This window comes from Halococcus hamelinensis 100A6 (genome assembly GCF_000336675.1).
In the GTDB taxonomy this organism is placed as follows: Archaea; Halobacteriota; Halobacteria; order Halobacteriales; family Halococcaceae; genus Halococcus; species Halococcus hamelinensis.
The window spans coordinates 1-16,278 of sequence record NZ_AOMB01000009.1 but is presented as its reverse complement, the minus strand read 5'-3'; the positions used below and the strand labels follow the sequence as shown (position 1 = coordinate 16,278).

Genomic DNA, 16,278 nt, shown 5'->3' with positions numbered 1-16,278 from the left:
CACTTTCACCACGCTCGCGGACGGCTTCAACCCTTCGGCGACCTCAGCTATCGGCGCGTTTGAGTTTCTCGATCCGGGTCGTGAGCGCCAGGAACGTGATCACCATGGTCAGAACCACCGCGCCCGCGGCGGCGACCCGGTGGATCGACCAGACGTGCTGGATGACGCCGTCGACGACGTACTGGCCCGGGAGCTGTGTGTGATGGGTCGTCCCGACGATCGGGACGAAGTAGTCCACGACGTCGTTGAAGCCGTACCAGACCAGCGCGAGCGCGACCGCCCACACGGGGAAGTCGCTGTAGCGGTGGATCACGAACCCCTCGACGGTCATCGCGAGGTGGCTGAAGAAGAGGAAGCAGTAGAGCCAGAGCGGGGTGCTCGCGAGGAAGGCGTCGTGGAACGCGAGGAGGGTGAACGGCGTCCAGAAGCCGAGCTGGAGACAGCCGAAGAAGGCGAGCATGTTGAGCCACTCCCGCGACCGCCCGAGCTTCCACGAGGCGATCGAGAGCGCGATGAACAGGGTCGCCATGGGGCTGTCGGGCACCACCGGCCACGCGACGACCGGTTCGAACGCGAACTGGAACCGGTAGTACCAGAAGCCGAAGGCGGTGCCCGCGAGGTTGACGGCGACGATGAGCCACGCGAGCCGAAGCCCGAGGTCCTCCAGCACGTCGGGGACCGGCGCGACGTACCACGGCAGCGCCTCGCGGTCGGGTATCGACCCGTCGAGGAACCGAGCCAGCGCGCCGACGCCGCCTTCTCCGGCCATTGTGCGGGGGTCGAGCGGGCGTGGCAAAACGATAGCGGTCGTGGTATCCCCTGTCTCGCCGAAGACGAGCGTTAAGTGAATCCGGACGGTAGACCCACCATGGCCGACGGAACCGATCTGGAGGAGTTGAAGCGCGGTACCGACCTCGTCAAGCGCGGGTTCGCACGGATGCAGCAGGGCGGCGTCATTATGGACGTGGTGAACGCCGAACAGGCGCGGATCGCCGAGGACGCCGGCGCGGTGGCCGTGATGGCGCTCGAAGCCGTCCCCGCCGACATCCGAAAGCGCGGCGGCGTCGCCCGGATGGCCGACCCCGCCGACATCGCCGAGATCATCGAGGAGGTCTCGATCCCGGTGATGGGGAAATCCAGGATCGGCCACACGAAGGAAGCCCAGATCCTCGAAGCCGTGGGCGTGGACATGATCGACGAATCTGAAGTGCTGACGCCCGCCGACGACGACTACCACATCGACAAGCGCGACTTCACCGCGCCGTTCGTCTGTGGCGCGCGCGACCTCGGCGAAGCCCTCCGACGGATCGGCGAGGGCGCAGCGATGATCCGAACCAAAGGCGAGGCCGGCACCGGCGACGTGAACCAGGCCGTCTACCACCAGCGCACGATCAAGGGCGCGATCCGCAAGCTCGAAGGGATGAGCCACGAGGAACGCGAGGCCTACGCCCGCGAGATCGAAGCCCCCGCCGACCTCGTTCACGAGACCGCCGAGGCGGGCCGCCTGCCCGTCGTGAACTTCGCCGCCGGCGGTATCGCGACCCCCGCCGACGCCGCGTTGATGATGCACCACGACTGCGACGGGATCTTCGTCGGCTCCGGTATCTTCGGGGCCGAGAACCCCGAGGCGATGGGCGAGGCCATCGTCGAGGCCACGAACGCCTGGGACGACCCCGAGACGCTCGCCCGGATCGCGACCAGCACCGGAAAGGGAATGAAGGGCGACGCGAACGCCGACCTCCCCGAGGAGGAGATGCTGCAGGGCCGCGGCGTCTGACCGCGTTCGGTACGAATCCTACGTTCTGTTCTCCGCTTTCCTCACCCTTCAGACGGCGTCACGAGCCGGGAGGTAGACGTAACACGCGGCCCCGAGCGCGGTGATGCCGGCGAGCACGAAGAACACCTCGTCGCGGAGGCCGTAGTCGAAGAACAGTCCCACGACCGTCGACCCGGTCGCCGCGAGAAAGAAGAACAGCGTCCGGAAGAACCCCCACGCCATCCCGCGGACCGCGGGCGGCATCACGGCGATGATGTAGGCGTTGCTGACCGGATCGAGGCCGAGCCGCGTTCCCAGGAGTATCGTGACGACGGCGAGGGGAACGAGGCCCTCGACGAACGGGAGCACGGCGAGCGGCACCACGCCGAAGGCGGCGAGCGCGAGCAACACCGTCCGGTCGCCGAGGCGGTCGGCGGCGTTGCCCGCTATCGACTGGGCGAGCGCGCCGGAGAGGAAAAAGAGCGCGAACAGGCCGGCCGCGGCCCCGCCCGAGAGCTCCTTCACCGAGATCAGGTAGGTCGGGAGGAACGACGAGAGTCCCTGTACGACGAACAACAACAGGGTCGCGGCGACGACGGCCGTCGCGGAACGGCGCGAGACGGCGGTGGCGAGCGAGCAGGCGACCCCACGGACCGACGGGCGCGGCGGCGGGTCGGTCGGGGTCCGCCGTGGCACCGCCCGATAGATCCCGGCCGCGACGAGGAGGAAGGGCACCGCGAGGAGCGCGACGGTGGTCTGCCACGAGAGCGGGCCGACGAGCGCGTTCGCGACGAGCGGGATCGCCGCCGACCCGGCGCTCCCGGCGGCCAGCGTCGCACCGATTGCGGTGCCGTCACGGTCGCCGAAGACGTCCGAGAGGACCATCCCGCGCGCCGGCCCGTAGAGCCCCGTCCCGAGACCGAAGAGCGCACAGCCGAGGACGAACAGCCCGAAGGTGGGCGCGAGGCTCACCGCGACGACCGCACCCGCCGAAAGCACGAGGGAGGTCGCGAGCAGCGTGCGCTCGCCGAAGTGGTCCGCCGAGGCCCCGGCGGGGAACTGCATCAGCGCGTAGGCCGCCCAGACGACCGTGATCGCGAGGCCCGCCGTGGCGTTGCTGACGCCGAAGTATGCGCGGATGTGGGGGAGGATCTCGGGGAAGAGATACCGACCGCCGAGGATCAGAAACCAGCCGGCGGCGACCACGGCGAGCATCCAGCCGCGGCCGTCGCCGCGGAGCCCCCCGCCGGTCGTCGCGAGCCGGCGTTTGAGCGATCCTGGGGACGCCTGCATTCGTCCGGATCCGTTCGAGCATCGTATGAACATGGTGGTCGCAGTCAGTGAGGTATTGTTTCGCCTTCTATCGTTCTAAGGATAACTTCCTTAGCTAGTAGATTCAGATATCGAACCGGACTGATGGGGAACGGCGAAAACGGTTCTCCGGAGTCGGGGTGGTCGAGCAAGCGTCGGCAAATCGCCTATCAGGAGACACGTGCAGCACTGGGTGCACAACAGGCGGCCCTCACCCAGATAGACAACAAAGCCATCGAGAACGTAAGGATAACGACGATACTCCTTGGCGTATTCGTTTCAGCCGCCCGACTCTCCGATTTCACCTTTGAGCCGGTCACGAGGATCATTGGAGGCTTCGCCCTGACCGCCTCGTTGGGGGCGGGAATCTTCACGTACAACGAAACCGATCCGTATCTCGGGCTGAATCAGGAGTATATCGATGAGTTAATCGCGGACGAGTTCGCTCGAAGCGATACATGGGAGAAGGACCTGCCCGAATTTCTCGCTGGATTCGTCGACGAGAACGCGGACGACATCGAGTTCAACGGTGCTTCACTGACCGTCGCTCAGGCGTCTCTCTTCATCGGTGTCGTTTTCGTTGCACTATCCGCAGTCATTTAGTAGGTGTAGCTCCGGCTACCAGACGAGCATGGCAAAGAGCAAGGAGGAACTGGAACGATACGGGCAGCGGAGTAAACAAACGCCCGCCCTGTTCACGAAGCTCTTCCGCCGCGAGAACAGCGAAGGCGACGACTGAAGTACGATTTACGCTGCTTCGGCTCGACGAGTTGTGCTTCTCGCCGTAGACAACACACAGTAGCGTCGATACTCACTCAGACCCACTACGCGAGGGGCGTCCGTTCGACCACGGTTCCATCGGCAGTGGGATACTGCTCGACGATCTCGCCCTTGCCGACCTCGCCGTCCTCGACCATCTCCTCTAGGAGCCACCACGCGAGTTCGACGTGGTCGGATTTCTCGCTGTAGAACTCCTCCGAAACGCCGAGGGCGGCGAGTTGTTCGCTGGTCTCCCAGGCCTTGCCGTAGACGAGCGTGCCGTCGTCGGTGACCTCGTCGAACTCCCGGCGGATGGTCTTCGCCATCCGTTTCAGGCGATTGCGGTGCTGGGCGGCGTCCTTGAAGACGGAGGTGCAGAAGTAGACCTTCTCGTGGTCGCCCATCGCTTCGAGGATGTCGTGGCTCCCCTCGACGGCGCTCATGTGACCCTCGCGGAGTTCGAAGCCCTGCTCCTGCATTCGCCGGTAGTTCCCGTCGCTCATCTCGAACTCGTTGATGTTGCAGAAGTCGGCCGCGCCCTCGTCGAGGAAGTCGATGAACTCCTGTTCGGCGCGGATGCCGGGGATCTCGAACGCGGGCGTCAGGCCCTCCTCACGGGCGATGTAGAGGATGTCCTCCCACTCCGTTCCGTGAAGATCGCCCCACTGCTCGAACGGTGGGTGGAAGCGTATCTCGTCGAGGCCCGCTTCCGAGAGACGGCGCATGTTCTCGCGACCGCCCGTGATCCCGGTGTAGAGGTGGGTGTGGTGGTCCTCGCCGAACTCCTCTTTCAGGAGGCGGAGGTAGCGACAGGTCTTCTCCATCGCCTCCTGGGGTTCGCCACCAGTAATAGACGTCCCGAGCGCGTCCATCTTGTGGGCTTCTTCGAGGACGTCGGCGTCGGACTCGACTTTGCGCTCGTTGGCGTAGGTCTGGGTGACGTTCTTCCTGTTCTCGCCGAGCGGGCAGTAAAAGCAGTCACGCTGGTCGCAGTAGCCGTAGACGAACAGCACCATCTTGCCCCCCTTGGCGCACTGTTCACAGCCCTTCGAGATCATTGTCTGTCCCTCCTACTCGTCCGAGCCTCAAAAACCGTCTGAAACGCGTCTCGACCGCCAACGACCCCCAAAGGCACATAAGAGCTACTCGCCTACCGTCGTCCAATGCTGCTCGTGCTGTGTATCGACCTCGACGACGACCTCGGGCGGAAGGCCGGCGTCGAGACCCCCGTCGTGGGTCGCGACCGGGTCGAGCACGCCGCGGTCGCGCTCGCTACCACGGACCCCGAGGACTCCGATTCGAACGTCCTCTTCGAGGGGCTCCACATCCACGACGAGATCACCGACGAGCAGGTCGAGGTCGCCGCGGTCACGGGCGTCGAGAGCGGCGGGGTGGCCGCCAACCGAAAGGTCGGCAACGAGATCGACCAGATCCTCGCGGGGCTCGCCACGGGCGAGGAGATCCGCGCGGTGGTCGTCACCGACGGGGCCCAGGACGAGTCGGTGATCCCCGTGATCCGCTCGCGGCTGCCGATCGACGGCGTCCGGCGCGTGGTGGTCCGGCAGGCCCAGAACCTCGAATCGATGTACTACACGATGAAACAGGTCCTCGACGACCCCGAGACGCGCGGGACGATCCTCGTCCCGCTCGGGATCCTCCTGTTGATCTACCCGCTCGCCGAGACCGCCGCCCAGCTCGGCGTCCCCGGCGCGGCGGTCTTCGGGGTCCTCTCCGCACTGTTGGGTCTCTACGTCCTCTTTCGTGGGCTTGGCCTCGAACGCGTCATCGACGAGGGCGTCGCGCGGGCACGGCGCGGGCTCTACGCCGGTCGCGTGATGGTGATCACGACCGTGGTGGCGGTCGCGCTGGTCGCGGTCGGCGTGGTTCGCGGGCTGGGTGCGCTCGATGCCCACACCACCGTCAACGCGGTCGAGGTCCTCGCGGCGTTCACCGTGGGGTCGGTACCGTGGGTCGCCGCGGCGGGCGTCACCAGCAGCCTCGGCCGGATCACGGACACCTACCTCGCCGAGCGGTTCCGGTGGCGCTACCTCAACGCGCCGGTCTACGTCGCCGCCATCGCGGCCGTTCTCCACGCCGTGAGTGGCTTCCTGCTCGGCGAGGTCGGGCTGTCGTACACGGCGCTCGCGCTCACCGCCGGCACGCTCCTCGGGCTCGTGAGCACGCTGGCGTTCGCGGTCGTGGAGTCGCGCTTTCCGACCACGCCGGACCCCGTGTAGCACCGCCGCTCGAACGAACTGGATCCGAAAACCCCGAGGACGGGTGATGCCACGCAACGGGTTGCCCCTTGCGAACCGGTCCTCGGGCGGGAGTATTCCTCGTCCCGTCCCCGACTTTTCGGGTCTCCGTAATGAGCTTTGTGGTGGTTTCGCTCGCTTCGCGGGGAGCCTCGCCCGGACCGCCGGCGGGAACGGCGAGTCGGTACGGAAGACGACAGTTTCAAGCGATGTGACGCGGAAATTCGTCCACATGAGTCTGGAAGCGACGTTCCTCGGGACGAGCGGTGCGGTTCCGACGACCCGGCGCAACACCAGCGCCGTGTTCGTCCGCCGCGAGGGCGAGCGGTTTCTCTTCGACTGCGGCGAGGGTACCCAGCGACAGATGATGCGTTTTTCCACCGGGTTCGGCGTCTCCCACGTCTTCCTCACCCACCTCCACGGCGACCACGTGCTCGGGCTTCCCGGCCTCACGCAGACCTTCGACTTCAACGACCGCGAGGAGCCGCTCACGGTCCACACCCCACCGGGGACCAAACGCGCCGTCGAGAACCTCGTCGGCGTCACCGGCGCGCGACCGGGCTACCCGGTCAGGGTCCACGAGGCCCACCCCGGCGCGACCGTCCTCCGGAACGACGACTACGAGGTCCGGGCGTTCGAGACCGATCATCGAACGCAGTCGGTCGGCTACGCGCTGGTCGAGGACGACCGCCGGGGCCGGTTCGACCGCGAGCGCGCGGTCGAACTCGGGGTTCCCGAGGGCCCGAAGTTCTCGCGGCTCCACCGCGGCGAGTCGGTCGAGGCCGAGGACGGGACGACCGTCGATCCGGAGCAGGTGGTCGGGCCGGAGCGGCCCGGACGAACGCTGGTCTACACCGGCGACACCCGCCCGACCGGCGCGACGGTCGAGGCCGCGACGGACGCGGACCTCCTGATCCACGAGGCCACCTTCGCCGAGGACCGGACCGACCGCGCCGGCTCGACGGGCCACTCGACCGCCCGACAGGCCGCCGAGATCGCCAAGCGCGCGGACGCGAAACGCCTCGCGCTCACGCACCTCTCCTCGCGCTACGCGGGCGAGGCCGACCGACTCGAAGCCGAGGCGCGCGAGGTCTTCGGTTCGGCGTTCTTCCCCGACGACGGCGACCGGGTCGAGGTCCCCTATCCCGAGGCGCACGACTAAGGTCCCCCGCGATGTTCGGCCCGTATGCCGAACGCGACCGTCTCCGACCTGCTGGCCCGCAACCGTGCCCACGCGGACGGGCTTCCGGAAGAGCACTTCGAGCACGTACTCGATGGCCAGGAGCCCCCAGTGGTCTCGCTCTGTTGTGCCGACTCACGGGTCTCCCAAGAGGGTATGTGGGCCGTCGAGGAACCCGGCTGGCTGTTCACGCCTTCGAACATCGGCAACGTCGCCTGGGACCTCGCCGACCCCGATTCCGTGGACGGGAACCTGCTCTACCCGGTCGCCAACACGGGGACGCGAACCGTCGTCGTAGTTGGACACACCGGCTGTGGAGCCGTCACCGCGGCCTACGAGGCGGCTACCGACGGCAGTCTCCCCGAAGAGCCGGGTGTCCGGCGACGGATCGAGCCGCTGGTTCCGGTCGTCGAGGAGGCGCTCTCGGGGCCGGTCGTCGACGGCGACGGCGTGGTCGACCGACTGGTCGAGTACAACGTCCGCGAACAGGTCGCGTTCCTCGATAACGCCGACGAGATCCCGACGGACGCGACGGTTCTCGGCTTCGTCTACGACTTCCACCGTTCCTACGGCGACCAGCGGGGACGAACCTCCCTCGTCGCCGCCGACGGCGAGACCGAGCCAGAGGCCCTTCGAGAGCGGGTCGGAAGTGGCAACGAGTGGGCGGTGCGGTCGCTCCTGTCGGCCTCGTCGTAACGTCGCGCGCGGGGTGGTGTGAAAGCCTGCCGTGGATTTATGCCGGACACCCGCCTACCCGTTCCCGTGAGCAGTCGCATCAGCGCGCTCGATGCGGTGGTGTTCGGCGTCGACATCCAGAGCGGCGACGTCCGTGGCGACGCGCCCTCCTACGCCGTCGTCGCCTTCGACGGCGAGAACTTCGACCGCGACGTGGTCTCCTACCGGAAGCTCCGGCGGCTCATCGACCGCGAGGAGCCGGCCATCGTCGCCACCGACAACGTCTACGAACTCGCCGAGAACAAGGACGCCCTCGTCCGATTTCTGGGGAGCCTGCCCGACGAGACGCGGCTGGTCCAGGTCACCGGCGACCAGCAACCCGAACCCCTCTCGCGGGTGGCGAACCGCCACGGGGTTCCGTACGGGAAAAAGCCGATGAAGGAGGCCGAGGCCGCCGCCCGCCTCGCCGCCGCGAACGTCGGCTACGAGGTCGCCGCCTTCACCGACACCACCGAGGTGAAGGTCTCGCGCGGACGTTCGACCGGCAGCGGCGGCTGGTCCGCGGACCGGTTCACCCGCCGGATCCACGGCTCGGTGAAGCGACGCGCCCGCGAGGTCGCGGCCGCGCTCGACGACGCGGGGCTCGACTACGAGATGGACGAGACCGAGAAATACGGTGGCTACTCGAACGCGGTCTTCACCGTGGAAGCCCGGCCCTCGGACATCCCGGTCTCGCGGAACCGCGCGGGGGACACCCGAACCGAGATCCAGCGGGTGCGCCGCGACGGCATCGAGTTCGAGCCGCTCGCGAAGCGCCGCGACCACGTCCTGGTGGGGATCGACCCCGGGACGACGACCGCGGTCGCCATCGTGGGGCTCGACGGCGGCGTGCTCGACGTCCTCAGCACCCGGACCGCCGATACCGCCCGGGTGATCGAGTGGATCATCGAGCGCGGCCGGCCGGTGGTGGTGGCCGCCGACGTCGAGCGGATGCCCTCGACGGTGGAGAAGATCCGGCGGAGCTTCTCGGCGGCGGGCTGGGTCCCCGAGACCGACCTCCCGATCGACGAGAAACAACACCGCACGAGGGAGGAGGGCTACGAGAACGACCACGAGCGCGACGCGCTCGCCGCCGCGCTGTTCGCGTTCGACGACTACGAGAGCCGGTTCGAGCGCATCGCCCGGAAGGTCCCGGCGCGAGTCGACGTCGGCACCGTCATCGGGCGCGTCGTCGCGGGCGAGGAGTCCGTCGAGGCCGTCCTCACGGACCTCACGGAGGAGGACGAGTCCGACGAGGACGAATCCGAGCACGAACCCCGCGAGCTCACCCCCGAGGAACGCCGTATCAAACGGCTCGAATCGCGCGTCGAGCGCCTCGACGACCACGTCGCGTCGCTGAACGACACCATCGAGGAGAAGGAGGCGACCATCGCGGAGTACGAACGCGAACTCACCGACGCCCGGCGCGAGGAGCGCCGCGAGGCGCGCGAACGCCGCGAGGTCGACCGGCTCGAACGCGAGAACGAGCGGCTCGAAACCGAACTCGACGACCAGCGCGAGGAAACCGAGGCGATCGAGGCCAAACTCGACCGGCTCAAGGAGCTCTGGCGGCTCGACCACTCGAACTTCGCGGACGTCGCCGAGGAGCGACAGGGGCTCGTGCCCGTGAAACCCGTCGCGAAGTTCACGAAGAGCGCGCTCAGGGAGGCCGACGAGCGCTGGGAGCTCACGACCGGCGACGTCTGTTACCTCCGGGACGCGAGCGGCGCGGGTCGTTCGACCGCCGAGACGCTCGCCGAGCGCGAGCCACGCATCGTGCTGAAGGAGGGCGGACTCTCGGAGGTCGCCCGCGAGGTGCTGTTCGAGCACGATGTTCCCACTGCGCCCGCCGACGAGGTCACCATCGAGGAGCTCGACGACCTCGCGGTGGCCCGCGAGAGCGAGGTCGAGGAAGCCATCGAGGGCTGGCGCGAGCGCGCCGAGGAACGCCGAAAGGAGAAAAACGAGTCGATGGTGGACGAACTCATCAGCGAGCACCGCGCCGAACGTGGCGAGGGTGCCTGAACCGACGAGCCGGCGACGAGTGCGTAGCGACCGTGACGAGGAATTCGGGAGATAGTAGCGATAAATTTTTATGAGGATGAGGTATCTGGGAAAGGCATGTTCGCACTCCAGATACCGGGCATCCCGGGCGGACCCGAGGTCCTCGTCATGCTGCTCGTCCTCGTCGTGGTGTTCGGCCTCGTCGGCCGATGGGTCTATCGCGACGTGAAAAGACAGGGGAGCGAGTGAGCGTGGCAGTGGGGCGTCGGCGTCGCGGTCCTCTTCCTCTTCGGTTTCGTCCCCGGACTGCTCGGCTTGGTCGTCTATCTCCTCGTGGTGCGGCGATAGCCCGGATCGAGGGGAACGCTTTCGTCGGTGCTCGCCCACGGACGAGTCGTGTCCTTCCCCCTCCAGATCCCCGGCATGCCGGGTGGGGCCGACCCACTCGGGCTCGCGATCCTCCTCGTGGGCTGTGCGCTCGCCGCGTGGGTCGTCTACCGCGACGCGAGCCGCCGCGGGATCGGCTACGCCTGGCAGGCCGGCGTCGCGGTCGGCGCGTTGCTGTTCGCCGGGCTGATCCCTGGACTACTGGCGCTCGTGGTCTACGTTCTCGTCGTCCGGCGTTAGAACATCCCGTCCATCCCGAACGCCGAGAGCACGCCGGAGAGCAGCCCGCGGGCCACCAGCACGAGCCCCACGAGGACGAGCGCGAGACCGCCGGCGACGACCGGGGCGACGTAGGCGATGACACCGATACCGGCGAGACAGCAGCACACGCCGACCGCACCGGCGAGACCGAGCTTTCCGAGCATACTCGTGTGTACTTCGAGACGGAAGTAAATCCACTGTCTCGACGGCGATGGTCGGTCGTCGGCTGACGCTCGGCTTCTACGTCCTCTTCGTTCCGCTCTGACTCACGGTCGTCGTGGTCGACGCAGCTCGCTTCCGACCCTCGCGCCCGTCGGCTTCGCCGCGTGGGTCCGCTACGGCGGGCTCACCGGCGCGCTCTACGGGTTCATGCCTCGATTCCCGACCATCCCCCGCTCGGGCTGTGGGTTTAAACCGCTCGCAACCGAAGTCGACCCATGAGCGAGGGGACGAACACGGAGCTGCGGATGCCGGACGAGGGCGAGGTGTTCGCCGTCGTCACCGGGATGCTGGGAGCGAATCGGATCGAGGTCCGGTGTATGGACGGCACCGACCGCACCGCCCGGATCCCGGGTCGGATGCAAAAACGCGTCTGGATCCGCGAGGGCGACGTCGTGCTGGTGTCGCCCTGGGACTGGCAGGACGAGAAGGCCGACGTCGAGTGGCGCTACGACAACCGCGCGGCCGACCGGCTGCGGGAGGAGGGGCACGTTCAATCCTGAACCACCACTTTTTTCGAGGAGGTCCTCCCTCGCTCACTGCGTTCGCTCGGTCGAACCCCCTCCAAAAACCTGGACTAAAAAGGGCCGCTCGCTCGGCCGCCGGCCTCGCTCGCGGTGAACCGCGCTCGTTCCACTCGCGCGGACGCCGTGTCCTCCGCACCCGCTCCGCACGGCACCGCCACAACCACCGCGGCCGCGCCACCGCGGCCGCAACCGCAACCACCGCGGCGGCCGCACCGCAACCGCAGCCGCCAGGAGGTCGCTAACCCATGAGCGACGAGCACAGCCTGATCGACGCCGAGGGAGCCGAGGAACCCGGCGACGAGTGGGAGGCGCTCGACGTCTCCGACACCGACGTCGACCGTACCGCGCGTCGCCAGGACCGCGAGTTCTCGAAGTTCCGCGAGCGGATCAAGGACGCCGACCAGTTCAAGGTCGAGGGCGGGGTCTTCGACGAGGCCACCCTCCGCGCGCTCTACACCCTCGTCCAGCACGGCCACATCGACGCCTTCGGGGGTCCCATTTCCACTGGAAAGGAGGCCCACGTCTTCCTCGCCGCCGCTCCCGAGGCCGACGTCGCGGTCAAGATCTACCGGATCAACGCGAGCGACTTCACCCAGATGCGCCGCTACCTCGAAGGCGACCCCAGGTTCGACGACATCGGCGGGAAGAAGAAGAAGGTCGTGCTGGCCTGGACCAAGAAGGAGTTCGCCAACCTCAAACGCGCCCAGGCGGCGGGGGTCCGGGTGCCGAACCCCATCGCGGTCGAGCGCAACGTCCTCGTGATGGAGTTCCTGGGGTCGGATGGGGTTCGCGCCAGACGGCTCGGCGAGGTCGAGGTCGAGAACCCCGAGACCGCCTACGAAGTCGTCCGGGAGTATATGTGCCGCCTCCACCGTGCCGGACTGGTCCACGGCGACCTCTCCGAGTACAACATCGTGGTCCACGACTCCCAGCTCTGGGTCATCGACCTCGGCCAGGCCGTGACGGTTCACCACCCCAATAGTCGAGAATTTCTCGAACGCGACTGCGAGAACGTGGCGAACTTCTTCGCACGCCAGGGCCTCGAAACCACGGGCGAGGAGCTGCTCGCGGACGTGACGGCCGCGCGCGAAGACTGATTACCTCGGCGGTCGTTACTCCGGCATGAACCCCTCCGTCCGGAGCGCGACGACCGACGACCTCCCCGGCATCCAGCGCGTGGCGGACGCCGCGTGGCGGGCGAGCTACGGCGATTTCCTCGCCGAACGGACCATCGAGACCATCCTCGACGACTGGTACTCGACCGACCAGCTCGAGACCACGATCGAGAACGCCCGAACGGTCTACCTCGTCGCCGAGACCGACGGGGAAGTGGTGGGCTACGCGAGCGCCGCCCCGACCGCGAACGAGGAGGGCCAGCTCTACGCGATCTACGTCGACCCCGACCACTGGGATGGCGGCGCGGGCACCGCGCTCCTCGACGAGGTGCTCGACCGGCTCTCCGACCGCGGCGTCTCGCGGCTCCGCGTGGAGGTGCTCGGCGACAACACGGTCGGGGTGTCGTTCTACGAGTCTCGGGGCTTCGAGCGAACCAGCGAACGCAACCGGGCGGTCGGCGACCGAACGCTCCCGGAGTTCGTCTACTACCGCGACGTCTGATCGGGCCGGATCGACCGTTCGCTGACGTCCGTTTTCGAGCGGAACAGTCATGTCGTCCGACGAGATAGTACCGACGATGAGCCGTGGACTGTGGCGCTGGCACACCCTTTCGCCAGCGGACAGTCCAGCGGTCGCCCCCGCGACGGCCTAACCGCCGCGGGCGCGTGCTGGCGCTCCCTCCGCTTTTCCCACCTTCGCACCGCCGACGACCGAGTTCCAGCACCAGCGACATAGATGGACGATACGAACCACCCAGCAACCGACTCCCCCGACCGCACAGCCACCGACCGCGCCGCCACTGACCGTACCGCTACCGACGACGAGTTCACCGTCACGCCCGATGCCGTCGACGGCGAGGTCGACTACCGAAAGCTCCTCGATCGGTTCGGTGCGGACGAACTCACCGACGGCCAGCTCGACCGCTTCCCAGCGCCGCCACACCCACTGCTCCGGCGTGGCATCTACTACGCGGGCCGCGACGTCGAACCACTTCTCGCCGCCGTCGAGGCCGACGAGCGGGTTTCAGTCGTCACCGGCGTCGGCCCGTCGGGGCCGATGCACATCGGCCACGTCTTCGCCTTCTACTTCGCGAAGTGGCTCCAGGTCGAGACCGGCGCACACGTCACCATCCCGCTCTCGGACGACGAGAAGTTCCTCTCGAAGGACCAGACGGGAGCCGAGACCCGCGCCTACACCCGCGAGAACCTCCGGGACCTCCTCGCGGTCGGGTTCGACCCGAAACGCACGCGGATAGTGGTCGACACCGCCGACGCGGACCTCGTCTACCCGCTCGCGGTCGCGCTCGCCGAGCACGTCACGCCCGCCGCCCGCGACGCGGTCTACGGCGAGCCGGCGAACATCGGGATGGGGTTCTATCCCGCCGTCCAGGCGGCTCACCTCCTGCTCCCCCAACTCATCGACGGCCCGCATACGACCACGGTCCCGATCGCGGTCGACCAGGACCCACACGTCCGACTCGCCCGCGACGTCGCCGCGAAGGAGCGCCTGCCGGTCGAGAAACCCGGCGCGCTCCTCTCGAAGTTCCTCCCGGGGCTCGACGGGCCGGGCAAGATGAGCTCCTCGGACGATTCCCCCACCATCCACCTCACGGACGACCGCGAGACGGTCCACGGGAAGCTCGGGCGGGCGTACTCCGGCGGTCGGGAGAGCCTCAACGCCCACCGCGAACACGGCGGCGACCCCGAAGTCGACGTGGCGTTTCGACTCCTCCACGCCTTCTTCGAGCCCGAGGACGACGAACTCGACCGCCTCGCCCACGAGTACCGCTCGGGTGACCTCCTGAGCGGCGAGCTCAAAACCTACGCCGCCGACCGGATCGCCGACTTCCTCGACGCCCACCAGGCCCGACGGCCGAGCGAGGACGACCTCGACGCCGCGCTGGTGCCGTATCGGGTGACCGCCGGCGAGCGCGACCGGGCGCTGTCGCGGATGGGGTTCGGGTAGGGTTTCGTCTGCTGTTCCGTTTCGGTACGCGCTTTCAAAACTCGACACCGCACCGCCCCGCAACGGCCACGAGCCTCCCCAACCGACTGCGCTCGCGCTGCTCGCGCGGACCTCGCACAGTGTCCGCGGTCGCCGTTCGCCTCGTGGTCGTTCGAGAGAGCGAAGCTCTCTCGTGATCGTCAAAAGAGTCTCCGACTCTTTTGGACCTCGCGGAGCTTCGCTCCGCTCAGTGACGAAAATCGGAGATTTTGAANCGTGATCGTCAAAAGAGTCTCCGACTCTTTTGGACCTCGCGGAGCTTCGCTCCGCTCAGTGACGAAAATCGGAGATTTTGAACCACCTCCCGGTGGTCGGCCACGCCTCGTTCCCCGTTCGCATCGAGGTTCTCGCTTCGCTCGAACCTCGTCGCTCACGCAGGACCGCGAGCGCGCGCCACGGTGGGTGGTCCTGACGTACGAGTGCCGACCCACGACTCCGACGGACCACTTCCACCGTGCCACACGAACCCTTATGCCCGAACGCGCCCGAATCCAACCACTGTGGCGGCCGACTCGCAGCGCGCGTGGCGGTTCTTCCCCTACGAGTCGCCCTACGAGAACCAGCGCGCGGCCATCGAACGCATCCACGACGCCCTCGACGAGGAGCGCGACGTCCTCTTCGAGGGAGCCTGCGGTACGGGCAAGACCCTCTCCGCGCTGGTCCCCGCGCTCGAGTTCGCCCGCGAGGAGGACAAGACGGTGGTAATAACGACGAGCGTCCACCAGCAGATGCGCCAGTTCGTCGCCGACGCGCGGGCGATTAACGAACACGAACCCCTCAAGGCCACCGTCTTCAAGGGCAAAGCCTCGATGTGCCACATCGGGGTCGACTACGAGGAGTGTCAGGTCCTCCGGGACACCACGAAGAACCTCGTCGAGGCCGAGAGCGAGAAACGCGAACTCGAAGCGGCCCAGGGCGACCTGCTCGACGCGAGCCAGGCGGGCGAAGCGGACGCCGCCGAGGCCCGGAGCGCGGTGATGGACGAACTCGACGCCGTCGAGGACGAACTCGAAGACCTCCGCGAGGGCTCGATCTGCGAACACTACTACAACAACCTCACCGCCGACACCGAGGCGTTCTACGAGTGGCTTACGACCGACGTCCGCACCCCCGAGGAGGTCTACGACTACGCCGAGCGCGAGGGGCTCTGTGGCTACGAACTCCTGAAGGACGGCATGGAGGCGATGGATCTGGTGGTCTGCAACTACCACCACATCCTCGATCCCAACATCCGCGAGCAGTTCTTCCGCTGGCTCGGCCGCGACCCCGAGGACGTCATCACCGTTTTCGACGAGGCCCACAACGTCGAGGGCGCGGCGCGCGAACACGCGACCCGGACCCTGACCGAGACCACCCTCGACTCGGCGCTCGCCGAACTCGAAGACGCCGACGACCCGCGAACCGAGAAGGCCACGAACGTCGTGAGCGCGTTCCGCGGCGCGCTGCTCTCGACCTACGACGACAAACTGGGCTTTGGCGAACGCGAACGAGTCGGTGAGGACTGGGAGGACCTCGAAGTCGCGAACCCCGAGGGGCGCGACGACCTCACTCTCGCCTTCCTCGACGCCTACACCGGCCAGGGGATCGAGGGCGACGTGGAGGCGGCGCTCGCGCTCGGCGCGAGCCTCGACCGGGAGTATGATAGGAAGTACCGCGACGGCGAGACCCAGGTCCGAAAGGAGTGCCAGACCCTCCAGGTCGCGCGGTTCGTCGAGTCCTGGCTCGCCGACGGGACGAGCGGCGGTCGGCATCCCGTGGTCTCGGTGTGCCGGGGCCCGGAGGGGG

General features: G+C 67.6%; 17 protein-coding genes. 13 read left to right on the top strand and 4 right to left on the bottom strand.

The genetic code is table 11. From position 1 onward, the window contains the following. Positions 1-43: 43 nt before the first annotated feature. Entirely contained in the window at positions 44-769 is a 726-nt protein-coding gene (locus C447_RS03195) for a DUF1405 domain-containing protein (RefSeq protein WP_007690849.1), read from the bottom strand. 99 nt (positions 770-868) lie between these two features. On the opposite strand from C447_RS03195, the gene pdxS reads away from it, so the two are divergent. Continuing rightward, positions 869-1,777: a pyridoxal 5'-phosphate synthase lyase subunit PdxS gene (gene pdxS, locus C447_RS03190; RefSeq protein ID WP_029601880.1), complete on the top strand. Its 909-nt coding sequence runs from the start codon at positions 869-871 to the stop codon at positions 1,775-1,777. Between the two features lie 48 nt (positions 1,778-1,825). Here pdxS and C447_RS03185 read toward each other — a convergent pair whose 3' ends face one another. Beyond that, positions 1,826-3,049, bottom strand: a complete 1,224-nt coding sequence (locus C447_RS03185) for an MFS transporter (protein ID WP_007690846.1) — start codon at positions 3,047-3,049, stop codon at positions 1,826-1,828. Positions 3,050-3,172: 123 nt separating this feature from the next. On the opposite strand from C447_RS03185, the gene C447_RS03180 reads away from it, so the two are divergent. Continuing rightward, positions 3,173-3,670 carry a hypothetical protein gene (locus C447_RS03180; RefSeq protein WP_007690845.1) on the top strand — a complete coding sequence of 166 codons (498 nt, stop codon included), beginning with the start codon at positions 3,173-3,175 and terminating at the stop codon, positions 3,668-3,670. 221 nt (positions 3,671-3,891) lie between these two features. On the opposite strand, the gene C447_RS03175 is transcribed toward C447_RS03180, so the two are convergent. Further along, entirely contained in the window at positions 3,892-4,884 is a 993-nt protein-coding gene (locus C447_RS03175; protein ID WP_007690843.1) for a radical SAM protein, read from the bottom strand. 105 nt (positions 4,885-4,989) lie between these two features. Between C447_RS03175 and C447_RS03170 the strand changes: the two genes are divergently transcribed. From C447_RS03170 to C447_RS03150, 6 genes are all read left to right on the top strand, one after another. Next, the gene (locus C447_RS03170; RefSeq protein ID WP_007690841.1) at positions 4,990-6,063 is read left to right on the top strand and encodes a DUF373 family protein; all 1,074 of its coding nucleotides are present in this window, start codon (positions 4,990-4,992) and stop codon (positions 6,061-6,063) included. Between the two features lie 250 nt (positions 6,064-6,313). Then, positions 6,314-7,243, top strand: a complete 930-nt coding sequence (gene rnz / locus C447_RS03165; protein ID WP_007690838.1) for a ribonuclease Z — start codon at positions 6,314-6,316, stop codon at positions 7,241-7,243. A 24-nt stretch (positions 7,244-7,267) separates the two neighbouring features. Continuing rightward, positions 7,268-7,957: a carbonic anhydrase gene (locus tag C447_RS03160; RefSeq protein ID WP_007690836.1), complete on the top strand. Its 690-nt coding sequence runs from the start codon at positions 7,268-7,270 to the stop codon at positions 7,955-7,957. Between the two features lie 66 nt (positions 7,958-8,023). Then, a complete protein-coding gene (locus tag C447_RS03155) occupies positions 8,024-10,000 on the top strand; it encodes a DUF460 domain-containing protein (RefSeq protein ID WP_029601882.1) in 1,977 nt (658 codons plus the stop codon). Between the two features lie 96 nt (positions 10,001-10,096). Further along, on the top strand, positions 10,097-10,228 hold the full coding sequence (locus C447_RS18720) for a hypothetical protein (protein ID WP_272942157.1): 132 nt from the start codon (positions 10,097-10,099) through the stop codon (positions 10,226-10,228). 147 nt (positions 10,229-10,375) lie between these two features. Further along, positions 10,376-10,606, top strand: a complete 231-nt coding sequence (locus tag C447_RS03150; RefSeq protein WP_237713386.1) for a hypothetical protein — start codon at positions 10,376-10,378, stop codon at positions 10,604-10,606. Here C447_RS03150 and C447_RS03145 read toward each other — a convergent pair. Continuing rightward, positions 10,603-10,791, bottom strand: coding sequence for a DUF7470 family protein (locus C447_RS03145; protein ID WP_007690831.1), 189 nt, complete (start codon positions 10,789-10,791; stop codon positions 10,603-10,605). The genes C447_RS03150 and C447_RS03145 overlap by 4 nt on opposite strands. 273 nt (positions 10,792-11,064) lie before the next feature. Here C447_RS03145 and eif1A point away from each other — a divergent pair, with 273 nt between their 5' ends. From eif1A to C447_RS03120, 5 genes are all read left to right on the top strand, one after another. Next, a complete protein-coding gene (eif1A, locus tag C447_RS03140) occupies positions 11,065-11,349 on the top strand; it encodes a translation initiation factor eIF-1A (RefSeq protein ID WP_007690829.1) in 285 nt (94 codons plus the stop codon). 269 nt (positions 11,350-11,618) lie between these two features. After that, positions 11,619-12,470: a serine/threonine-protein kinase Rio1 gene (gene rio1, locus C447_RS03135; protein WP_007690824.1), complete on the top strand. Its 852-nt coding sequence runs from the start codon at positions 11,619-11,621 to the stop codon at positions 12,468-12,470. A gap of 25 nt (positions 12,471-12,495) precedes the next feature. Continuing rightward, entirely contained in the window at positions 12,496-12,990 is a 495-nt protein-coding gene (locus C447_RS03130; RefSeq protein WP_007690822.1) for a GNAT family N-acetyltransferase, read from the top strand. Between the two features lie 234 nt (positions 12,991-13,224). Next, entirely contained in the window at positions 13,225-14,454 is a 1,230-nt protein-coding gene (locus tag C447_RS03125; protein ID WP_007690820.1) for a tryptophan--tRNA ligase, read from the top strand. Between the two features lie 539 nt (positions 14,455-14,993). Further along, a partial coding sequence (locus tag C447_RS03120) for a DEAD/DEAH box helicase (protein ID WP_007690818.1) occupies positions 14,994-16,278 on the top strand: 1,285 nt, incomplete at its 3' end.